This is a genomic window from Cetobacterium sp. (assembly GCF_048470075.1).
Lineage (GTDB): Bacteria > Fusobacteriota > Fusobacteriia > Fusobacteriales > Fusobacteriaceae > Cetobacterium_A.
In genome coordinates this window covers 1-7,670 of record NZ_DBGBQB010000185.1, presented here as the reverse complement: position 1 = coordinate 7,670, position 7,670 = coordinate 1, and the positions used below count along the sequence as shown (strand labels likewise).

The 7,670-nt window shown below is 32.8% G+C and carries 7 protein-coding genes; all 7 read left to right on the top strand.

Translation table 11 applies throughout. The features are described from left to right. Positions 1-341, top strand: a 341-nt coding sequence (locus tag ACMOUI_RS06650) for a hypothetical protein (RefSeq protein WP_418964944.1), incomplete at its 5' end; no start/stop codon positions are given. Between the two features lie 72 nt (positions 342-413). Beyond that, complete coding sequence (gene fba, locus ACMOUI_RS06645) at positions 414-1,391, top strand: class II fructose-1,6-bisphosphate aldolase (RefSeq protein ID WP_418964943.1); 978 nt, start codon at positions 414-416, stop codon at positions 1,389-1,391. 138 nt (positions 1,392-1,529) lie between these two features. Beyond that, on the top strand, positions 1,530-2,024 hold the full coding sequence (locus ACMOUI_RS06640; RefSeq protein WP_418964942.1) for an NAD(P)H-dependent oxidoreductase subunit E: 495 nt from the start codon (positions 1,530-1,532) through the stop codon (positions 2,022-2,024). A 40-nt stretch (positions 2,025-2,064) separates the two neighbouring features. Continuing rightward, positions 2,065-3,852, top strand: a complete 1,788-nt coding sequence (gene nuoF / locus ACMOUI_RS06635) for an NADH-quinone oxidoreductase subunit NuoF (protein WP_418964941.1) — start codon at positions 2,065-2,067, stop codon at positions 3,850-3,852. 12 nt (positions 3,853-3,864) lie between these two features. Beyond that, positions 3,865-5,619 (top strand): NADH-dependent [FeFe] hydrogenase, group A6, encoded by a 1,755-nt coding sequence (locus ACMOUI_RS06630; protein ID WP_418964940.1) that lies wholly within the window; start codon positions 3,865-3,867, stop codon positions 5,617-5,619. Positions 5,620-5,761: 142 nt separating this feature from the next. Continuing rightward, the gene (locus ACMOUI_RS06625) at positions 5,762-6,865 is read left to right on the top strand and encodes a M20/M25/M40 family metallo-hydrolase (protein ID WP_418964939.1); all 1,104 of its coding nucleotides are present in this window, start codon (positions 5,762-5,764) and stop codon (positions 6,863-6,865) included. Positions 6,866-6,867: 2 nt separating this feature from the next. Further along, positions 6,868-7,670: rod shape-determining protein MreC (mreC, locus tag ACMOUI_RS06620; protein ID WP_418964938.1), on the top strand; the 803-nt coding region annotated here is incomplete at its 3' end.

Here is a 7,670-nt window from a genome sequence, read left to right as displayed (position 1 = left end):
TAAAGAAATTAAAATTTTTAATTTTTATATATCTAACTACATTTTTGGCTCAAATATATTACCATCAAGAGGGAGAAGTCCTTTTTAAAGTTTTTAATGTATATGTTACAAAGGGTGGAATTTTAAACTTTGCTTCAAGTTTTTTAAGAATAATAAACCTGATTTTATTATCATGGCTAGTAAATACGCAAAATATATTGCCTAAAAGTTTAGTTTCATATCAAAAAGTTATTGAAGATGTAATTGAGTTAATACCGGAAGTTTTCAAGATATTTAAAAGCAAAAGAAAGATAAAGTGGTTTTTTAGATATATTTTAAGTCAAATAAAGATAAAAAACTAATAGTTTCAAAAATTGATTTTAATTCAAAAATTTGTTATATTAGTAGATGAATAAAATATCAGGAGGAAAATTATGTCATATAATTACAAAGATTTAGGATTATCAAATACTAGAGAAATGTTTGCTAAAGCTAATAAAGAGCACTATGCAGTTCCAGCATTTAACTTCAATAACATGGAGCAAATGTTAGCGATTGTAGAAGCATGTGCTGAGATGGGATCACCAGTTATATTACAATGTTCAACAGGAGCATTAAAGTATATGACAAAAGAGGTTACTCCATTATTAGCTAAAGCAGCTGTAGATAGAGCAAGAGCTATGGGATCAGACATTCCAGTAGCACTTCACTTAGATCATGGACCAAACTTAGAAGCAGTAAAGACTTGTATAGATGCTGGATTCTCATCAGTAATGATAGATGGATCTCACTACACATTTGAAGAGAATATAGCTGTTACAAAAGAGGTTGTTGAGTATGCAAAGAAATTTGATGTAACTGTTGAGGCTGAGTTAGGAGTTTTAGCTGGAGTAGAGGATGATGTTGTTGCTGAGCACAGCATTTTCACAAATCCTGACGAGGTTGAAGAGTTTGTTTCAAGAACAGGGGTAGATTCATTAGCTATTGCTATTGGAACTTCACACGGAGCTCACAAGTTCAAGCCTGGAACAAATCCAAAGTTAGAGTTAGAAATATTAGCTGAAATCGAAAGAAGAATTCCTGGATTCCCAATCGTATTACACGGATCATCAGCAGTTCCACAAAAATATGTTGAAGAGATCAAAAAATATGGTGGAGTATTAAAAGACGCTATTGGAATTCCTAACACTGAGTTAATGGGAGCAGCTAAATCAGGTGTAGCTAAGATAAACGTGGATACTGACGGAAGACTTGCATTTACAGCAGGAGTAAGAAGAGTATTTGCTGAGCAACCAGGAGAGTTTGACCCAAGAAAATATTTAGGTGTTGCAAAAGAAGAGATGAAAGCTTACTACAAAGAGAAAATTAAAGATGTTTTCGGATCTGAAAACGCTTATAAAGCAGCAAAATAATAGAAGTTTAAAACCTGTAGTTGACCTACAGGTTTTTTTTATTTTTTGACTATTGATTTTTTTTAAAAAATATAGTAATAAAATAGAATAATTCTTAAAAAACTTATAAAAGACTTAAAATAAAAATAGGAGGTACAAATGGCTTGTGATAATAGATTGAAAGAAGAGATGTTCGAAGAGTTAAAAAAATATATAGCTGAAATTGAAGATAAGAACGGAGCATTGATTTCTGTACTGCATAAAGGGCAGGAGATCTTTGGATATTTACCACAGGAAGTACAGGAGTTTATAGCGAAAGAGATGAACATTCCAATTGCAAAAGTATATGGAGTAGTTAGCTTTTATCATTTCTTCTCAATGAAGCCCAAAGGAAAACATCCAATATCAGTTTGTATGGGAACCGCTTGTTATGTCAGAGGAGCAGAGAAAGTTTTAAACAGCGTTAAAAATTATTTGGGAATTGATGTGGGGGAAACAACGGAGGATGGATTATTTTCTATAGATGCATTGAGATGTGTTGGAGCCTGTGGATTAGCTCCAGTGGTTTTAATTGGAAAAGATGTGTATGGAAAAGAAGAGGTTAAAGATATGAAAAAAATATTGGAGAGATATAGAAAAGAGGATTCGAAATAAGGGATAGATAATACATTAAAAGTATTTTAGGAGGCTAATTATGAAAGAGAAAAAGAAAATACTTGTTTGTGGTGGTACTGGTTGTTTATCTGCAAAGGGAGAACAAATTGTAGAAAATTTAAGAAATTCAATTAAAGAACATGGATTAGAAAATGAAGTTGAAGTTATACAAACTGGGTGCTTTGGATTTTGTGAAAAGGGACCTATTGTAAAAATAATGCCAGAAAATACATTTTATATTGAAGTAAAACCAGAAGATGCAGAAAGAATAGTAGTAGAAGACATAATTAGTGAAAAAAGAGTTATAGAACTATTATATATTGACCCGAAAAATGGTGAAAGAGTTTTTGAAGGGGAAAATATGGAGTTCTATAAAAAACAGTTAAGAATTGCTCTTAAAAATTGTGGAAGTATAGACCCAGAGTCAATTGAACAATATATGGCAGCTGAAGGCTACGCTGCTTTAAAGAAAATATTAACAACAATGACTCCTGAAAATGTTATAAAGATAATTAAAGATTCAGGACTGAGAGGAAGAGGGGGAGGAGGATATCCAACAGGGTTAAAATGGGAGTTTGCCTCTAAAAATATATCAGAACAAAAATATGTGGTGTGCAATGCTGACGAGGGAGATCCAGGTGCTTTTATGGATAGATCTATTTTAGAGGGAGATCCACATAGTGTTATCGAAGGTATGATTATTGCAGGGTATGCTATAGGTGCTACAAAGGGATTGGTATATATAAGAGCGGAGTACCCACTGGCTATTGAAAGATTGGGAATAGCTATTGATACAGCTAGAAAAAATAGAATATTGGGAGAGAAAATTTTTGGAACGGACTTCAACTTTGATATTGAGATAAAATATGGAGCAGGAGCATTTGTATGTGGTGAGGAAACTGCACTTATACACTCTATGGAGGGTGGAAGAGGAGAACCTACAACAAAACCACCATATCCAGCTGAATCTGGATATTGGGGGAAACCTACAATAGTAAACAATGTTGAAACTTTGGCTAATATTGCTCAAATAATATTAAAAGGAGTGGAGTGGTTTAGAAGCATTGGAACAAAAAATTCCCCTGGAACAAAGGTTTTTGCTTTAGCTGGAAAAATTAATAACGTTGGATTGGTTGAAGTTCCAATGGGTACAACTTTGAGAGAAGTTATTTTTGAAATCGGTGGAGGAATAAAAAATAATAAAAAATTTAAAGCTGTTCAAACAGGAGGACCATCGGGAGGGTGTTTAACTGAAAAAGATTTGGATACCCCAATAGATTTCGATACTCTTCTATCTAAAGGGTCTATGATGGGTTCAGGTGGAATGATTGTAATGGATGAAGATGACTGTATGGTGGCAGTATCTAAGTTCTATTTAGAGTTTACAGTGGATGAATCTTGTGGAAAGTGTGCACCATGTAGAATAGGAAATACTAGATTGTGGGAAATTTTAGATAGAATAACAAAAGGAGAGGGAAAAGAGGAGGATATAGACCTACTAAAAGAGCTATCACAGACAATAAAAACTACCTCGCTTTGTGGACTGGGACAAACATCACCAAATCCGGTATTGTCTACAATAAATCAGTTTTTAGATGAATATTTAGAGCATATACATGAAAAAAAATGTAGAGCTGGAAAATGCCAAGCTCTGAGAAGATATTTAATAAATGATAAGTGTGTTGGATGTACAGCATGTGCAAGAGTTTGTCCTGTTGCATGTATTGATGGAAAAGTAAAAGAGAGACATGTTATAGATCAAAGTAGATGTATAAAATGTGGTGCTTGCTATAATGCTTGTAAGTTTAGTGCAATAGATATAGGTTAGTGGAGGTAGTTCATGAAAAATGTTATTGTTATAATAGATGGTAAAGAAGTGGAAGCTTTAGCAGGAACAACAATATTAGAAGCAGCAAAATCAGCTGGAATAAAAATACCGAGCTTATGCTATATGAATATTCCAGAGATAGGATTTAAAAATGATTGCGCTTCTTGCAGAATATGTGTAGTTGAAGTTGTGGGAAGAAAAAATTTGGTTCCAGCCTGTGCAACGCCAGTTTCTCCAGGAATGATAATAAACACTAATACGATGGAAGTTTTAGAAAAAAGAAGAAATGTTTTAGAACTTATGTTATCAAATCATCCAACAGATTGTTTAATCTGCGCTAAAAATGGGAAATGTGATCTACAGACTTTAGCTATGGAGTTTGGAATTAGAGATATAAGATTTAAAGGAAAAATATTTGAGTATAGAAGAGAGGTTTCACCATCTATAGTTAGAGATTTAGATAAATGTATTATGTGTAGAAGATGTGAAAATATGTGTAATAATATTCAAAGATGTCAGGTTTTATCAGCAGTTAATAGAGGATTTAAGTCAGTTGTTTCAACAGCTTTTGAATCAGATTTAGATAAGACCAATTGCACATTTTGTGGGCAGTGTGTAGCTGTATGCCCAGTTGGAGCACTGTATGAAAAAGACTATACATGGGGTCTTATAAAAGATATTGCAAATCCAAGAAAAAGAGTGACAGTTCAGGTAGCTCCTGCAGTTAGGGTAGCAATAGGCGAGGAGTTTGGATATGAACCTGGAACTGATGTAACAGGGAAACTTGTAACAGCATTGAAAAAGCTTGGATTTGATGATGTGTTTGATACAAACTATGCAGCTGATTTGACTATTATGGAGGAAGCTGCAGAGTTTAAGCAAAGATTAGAAAAATATTTAAGTGGCGATAAAAATGTAAAGCTCCCAATTTTAACATCATGCTGTCCAGCTTGGGTTAATTTTATTGAACATCACTATCCAGACATGTTGGATATACCATCATCTGCAAAATCTCCACAACAAATGTTTGGAGCAGTTTTAAAGAATATTTGGGGACCAGCTAGAGGGATAAAAAGAGATGAAATAATAAATGTATCAATAATGCCTTGTTTAGCAAAAAAATATGAATCATCCAGAAGTGAATTTTTTACTGATGGAGTTCCTGATGTAGACTATTCAATCTCAACTAGAGAACTTGCACACCTTTTAAAACAATCAAATATAGATTTGAAAAAGATGGAGGATTCTGAGTTTGATAACCCTCTGGGATACTCAACTGGAGCGGCAGTTATCTTTGGTAGAACAGGTGGAGTTATTGAAGCTGCAACCAGAACTCTCTATGAATGGATGACAAATCAGACCCTTGAAGAGGTAGATTTTAAATCGATGAGAGGAATGGAAGGAATAAAAATTAGTGAAGTAAAAGTGGGAGATACTGTTGTAAAGATAGGTATAGCAAATGGATTATCTGCAGCTAGAGATATTTTAGATAAAGTTAGAACTGGAGAGGAGTTTTTCCACGCCATAGAGATTATGGCATGTAAAGGTGGATGTGTTGGAGGAGGAGGACAGCCTTATCACCACGGAAATTTTGAAAAAGTGGTAAAAAGAGCTGAGGGATTACAATGCATAGACAATGAAAAAATGTTTAGAAAATCACATGAAAATCCATATATACAATCACTGTATGAAAAATATTTGGAACATCCATTAAGTTCTGAAGCGCATAGAATTTTACATACAAAATATTACTCAAAAAAAAATTAAAATAACATAAAAATATTGAAAAAAAATAACAGTAGTACCTAACTACTGTTATTTTTTGTTACCTTTAACTCTTTACAAAGGAATGACAATGTAATATAATCTAGGGAAGAATATCAAAAATAAATGACCTGTGGGAGGGCAAATGATAAAGGAAGCTAGATTAATAGAAAATTTTTTAGATATGGTAAAGATTTCATCTCCTTCAAAAAATGAGAGAGCTATGGGAGATTATTTATTAAAAGTTCTTAAAGAGTTAGGATTAGAGGTAAGCGAAGACAATGCTGGTGAGATTAACGGTGGAAACTGTGGAAATATAATTGGAGTTTTAAGAGCTCCTGGTAAGAAAAAGCTTTTATTTAGTGCTCATATGGATACAGTAGTACCTTGTGAAAAAATAGTTCCTGTAATAGAAAATGGAGTTATAAAATCAGATGGGACATCTGTTTTAGGTGGGGATGATAAAGGTGGAATCGCCGCGATTATAGAGATGCTAAGAGTTATAAAAGAGAATAATTTAGATCACCCAGAGATAGTGGTAGTATTTTCTATGGGAGAGGAGATCGGATTATTGGGCTCTAAAGCTTTTGCAATAGAGAGCTATGGTATAGATTATGGATTTATTCTTGATTCAAGTGGTAAACCGGGAAAAATAATTACAAAAGCACCGTCAGCAGCTAGAGGAAAAATAACAATAATAGGAAAACCAGCTCATGCTGGAATATCTCCTGAAAGTGGAATAAATGCATTAACAGTTGCAGCACATGCCATAACAAAGATAAAATTAGGAAGAGTGGATGTTGAAACTACTTCAAATATTGGTATTGTAAATGGTGGACAAGCAACTAATATAGTTATGCCATCAGTTGAATTGGACTATGAAGCAAGAAGTTTATCAAATGAGAAGTTGGATAATCTATTAGCTGAAACATTTAAAATATTTGAAGATGTTTGTAAAGAGTTTGGAGCTAAGTTAGAGAATACTGTACAAGTTGAATATCCAGGGTTTGCATTAAATGATGATGAAAAGATAGTTGAGATTGTAAAAAATGCTTGTGAAAGAGCGGAAATAAAAAGTGAAACTGCTTCATCTGGTGGAGGAAGTGACACAAATATATACAATAGTAAAGGTGTTCCTAGCGTAAATTTAGCTGTTGGAATGACTAAGGTTCACACTTTAGAGGAGCATATTGAGATAAAAGATTTAGTGAATCTATCAAAAATATTAGTTGAAATTATAAAAGGTTAAAAATGAAGATAGGTAAGAAAAAAGGTAAAGTATTAAATGTAATATATATATTTATAGTTTTGATGGTTGTAGTTTTCTTTGCAAAAGATGTATTTAACTATACAATGACAGGAATTGAGGAGATCTTATTACCACTTCAATCCAGAGTCTATTTCTTAGGTAAAAAAGCGAAAGAGAGTACTGAAAGTGTTATAAATTATAAAGAGTTAATCAGCGAGAATAATAGATTAAAATATACAATAGCAGAAAAATCTTTAGTTGAACAAAAGAATCAAAGACTATTGGAAGAGAACGCTAGATTAAGAGAGTTATTGGATATGAAAGATCAGTTTAAATTCCAATTTAAAGTTGGAAAGATAAGCTTTCAACAAACTAGAGAGATGTTTGAAAGTTTTGCTATAAATGTAGGTGAAATTGATGGCATTAAAAAAAATATGCCAGTTTTATTTAATGAATCATTGATAGGAAGAGTTGAAAAGGTATTTAAAAACTACTCTGTGGTTCAGATGATAACATTTCAAGATTCTGTAGTAAGTGCCAATGCTGGAGGAAATACAGTAGGTATAATCAAGGGGAATAGAAGTGATGAACTTATATTTGAGCCAGTTTCTTTTCATGAAGCACAATTAAAAGTTGGAGATAAAGTTTATACTTCAGGAATTAGTGATATTTATCCAAAAGATCTTTATATTGGAGAGATTTGTGAAATAAGAAAAAAATATGAAGACAATGTGGAATACTTAGTTAAACTACCATTTAATATAACAGATATGAATGAAATAATAGTCCTTACAGAGGTGGATAG

Bases quoted from the DNA above. Each gene is read 5' to 3' on its own strand.
- nuoF (WP_418964941.1), top strand. From the start codon at position 2,065: ATGAAAGAGAAAAAGAAAATACTTGTTTGTGGTGGTACTGGTTGTTTA.
- ACMOUI_RS06640 (WP_418964942.1), top strand. From the start codon at position 1,530: ATGGCTTGTGATAATAGATTGAAAGAAGAGATGTTCGAAGAGTTAAAA.
- ACMOUI_RS06630 (WP_418964940.1), top strand. From the start codon at position 3,865: ATGAAAAATGTTATTGTTATAATAGATGGTAAAGAAGTGGAAGCTTTA.
- ACMOUI_RS06625 (WP_418964939.1), top strand. From the start codon at position 5,762: ATGATAAAGGAAGCTAGATTAATAGAAAATTTTTTAGATATGGTAAAG.
- fba (WP_418964943.1), top strand. From the start codon at position 414: ATGTCATATAATTACAAAGATTTAGGATTATCAAATACTAGAGAAATG.